Raw genomic sequence first — 2,858 nt, forward strand, 5'->3', positions numbered from 1 at the left:
AACCGACAATGTCCTTGACATTCAATCCCGAAGGGAGCCGGTTCATAATCAGGGTGTGGGGCGGTAAGCCCCACCGAAAAAACCACGCTCCCATACAATTAGACATATAGGAGCGTGGAAACTTCATAAAACAAATTTCCGTAAATCAATCAGTACAGACTTGAATACGGCTTTATCATATCCTTCCTTTTTCAGAAGAGCCAACATACGCTTTGAATAAGCATTGGCTTGCGTCTTGCTCATGCCAAATTTGCTTTGCATCGGTCGGTTAGGGCGCATAGTCTGCACTTCGTAACTTTCTCGATAAATCGGAACATAAATTGTTCGCTTGATGACTTCTATTCTTGGAAACCTAAGCATAGTGTGTTATTTATAAATTAAAACAGTTCTAATTGGCAGGGGTTGAACAACTTTCTGTAAGACTTAATCTTATTCATCGTATCCTTAAGTATTGGAAGAGCAGACGAACCTCTTGTTTCGAGTTTGTTTGCATCATCATCATTCGGGTCACCGTCTCTGAATAGAATTTCGTCAATGACCCGTTGACAATTTTCCTCTACACGGTTTAAGGCAGCGGAGACAGCTTCTTTCTCGGTATTGTAACCGTCTTTTAGTGTGTCAATATAAGTTGCACCACAGCAACCGCCTTGTGTCCAAAAATTATAACTAAGTCCAAAGTCCCATCGCCCATTGTCTGATTGCGCTGTTGTAACCTTAAAGAAACAGACTTTTTTAGCCCAATCAATTTTAATATGTGGTGTCAGACACACATCGGCAATATTGAAACAAAATTCTTTATATGTATGCACAACCTTTGGTGGATTCCCTTTCAAATAGTTACACCATTCCTTAAATGTAAATCTCTGACCTGTACACCGGCATTTATAGTGAATTTCTTTATTCATTTGTTTGATATTCATTTTATGAAACACAATCATTATCTTGTTTTATAGGGTACAAACTATTCAACAATTTTGCAAATCCTATTTTTGAGTTGTTTTTATGCTGCGTTTACAAGTTTCCAAAGTTCCTCTTCAGACTTGACTTCTGTCCCGTTGTAATAAAAATGGGTATCAAGCGATCCGTTGATATAGCTGTCGAACATTTCTCGGCTGCAATCCATTGTGTCAACAAAGTAATAAACGACTTTAAGCCAAAGTATTTCCATGAGGCAATTTCTCACATTTGAGGTGTTGTATCCGGCCACCTCTATCGCTTCGTCCAAGTCTTCACCTGTCCAATCATAACCGAAGTTGGTTTTGAACTCATCTAACTGACTGTCCCAATTAGAAAACCCTAATGCTGCTAAAATCATTTCGTTGTTTGACATAATCTATTATTTTATGAAGTTGTTATTTATTCTGGGCCTCCCGATTCTCAACCTTTTTATAGGTTTTTCGTTTCTTCGACCCGAACTTTTTTTTATCATTCCGGTGTAACCGTCATCTCGAACCTTTTATGTGCAAGGTAAGATCGTAGGTATTAAGGGAACCTAAGGCAAAGAATTGGCCGGTAAAAGTTTTCAGGAAACCGCAATCTGTGATTTCGGAGGGTCATGAAAAGTTTTCCGCCAATAGGGAGCATTCCGGTGTTTGCCGTGTTCCCTGCCTGCGATACTTTTGCAGAATAAAAGTCGATGGATGACCGCAAGCGGACGAAAAGTGAGGTCGAAACCAGAAACGGAAATGGAAAGATAGATATACATCAAATAAATAATACAGGAAGAGACTTTTTGCAGTAGCCTATTGAATAAAAAAGACTACAAAGCGTAAGTATTAAAAAATCATAAACATAGGCATTATAAGCCTCGTGTTAAAATTATTTAATTAAAATAATAAGATCAATTATCTCATTAAGTAACAGATTATACATTTATGTACAACCATTTAACTTCACAGCAAAGATACGCAATTTCAACTTTTATTCAAAACGGATGGAGCAGGGCAAAGATAGCAGACTCGATAGGAGTTAATCATTCTACCGTTACTCGTGAAATCAACCGCAACAGCGGAGTCCGTGGAACTTATAATTGGGAGACTGCCCAGAAAAATGCCGATTATAGAAAGATACGAAGACCAGGCAACCGCGCCATTTCTCAAGAGATAAAGGATGAAGCAGTGCGGCTATTAGTGGAAGAACAGTGGTCGCCGGAACAGATTTCGGCAGTTTTAAAGGAACGGGGTATGTCAATATCTCATGAGACTATATACAAGATCATCCGCACAGACAAGAAGAATGGAGGGTCTTTGTATCTTTACTGTCGTCATAAACTTAAACACCGGGCACGTCCAGTAAGTGGCAGTGGATCAATTATTTGTAATAGGGTAAATATAAGCGAAAGACCGGAAGAAGCAGATGGTAGACGCTTTGGTGATTTCGAGATGGACACCATTGTAGGCAAAGGGAACCATGGAGCCATACTGACCCTTACTGAAAAAAGTACAGGCATGTTGTTTATGAGAAAGTTGAACAAAGGAAAAGAAGCCAAAGAACTGGCAAAGACGGTTGTTCGAATACTAATGCCATATAAAGCTTTCCTTAAATCAATAACGACTGATAACGGTTTGGAGTTTGCCTGTCATGAATACATTACAAAAAAATTGGGTGTTACGGTCTACTTCACCGATCCGTATTCATCATGGCAAAAAGGTTCGATTGAAAATCAGAACGGTCTTATCAGGCAATATATCCCCAAATCATCCACTTTTGAAAATATCAGTCATCAGTTTGTGACCAAAATTGCTGACAAAATAAACCGTCGCCCAAGAGAAAAATTAAATTTTCGTACCCCTTTTGAGTGTTTTTACGAAAATATTCTTTAACTTTGCGGGCGGTGCATTTGCATGTTGAAACCGCCC

At 39.0% G+C, this 2,858-nt stretch carries 3 protein-coding genes; 1 reads left to right on the forward strand and 2 read right to left on the reverse strand.

The window, feature by feature from the left end; all coding sequences use genetic code 11:
• Positions 1–377: 377 nt before the first annotated feature.
• Together JCM12259_RS12525 and JCM12259_RS12530 are read right to left on the reverse strand one after the other, a co-directional pair.
• On the reverse strand, positions 378–920 hold the full coding sequence (locus JCM12259_RS12525) for a hypothetical protein (RefSeq protein ID WP_159105387.1): 543 nt from the start codon (positions 918–920) through the stop codon (positions 378–380).
• Positions 921–1,000: 80 nt separating this feature from the next.
• Positions 1,001–1,330 (reverse strand): hypothetical protein, encoded by a 330-nt coding sequence (locus JCM12259_RS12530; RefSeq protein ID WP_025066698.1) that lies wholly within the window; start codon positions 1,328–1,330, stop codon positions 1,001–1,003.
• 544 nt (positions 1,331–1,874) lie between these two features.
• Between JCM12259_RS12530 and JCM12259_RS12540 the strand changes: the two genes are divergently transcribed.
• Positions 1,875–2,822, forward strand: coding sequence for an IS30 family transposase (locus JCM12259_RS12540; protein ID WP_025066699.1), 948 nt, complete (start codon positions 1,875–1,877; stop codon positions 2,820–2,822).
• Positions 2,823–2,858 lie beyond the last annotated feature (36 nt).

The organism is Hoylesella enoeca JCM 12259, from assembly GCF_000613405.1.
Lineage (GTDB): Bacteria > Bacteroidota > Bacteroidia > Bacteroidales > Bacteroidaceae > Prevotella > Prevotella enoeca.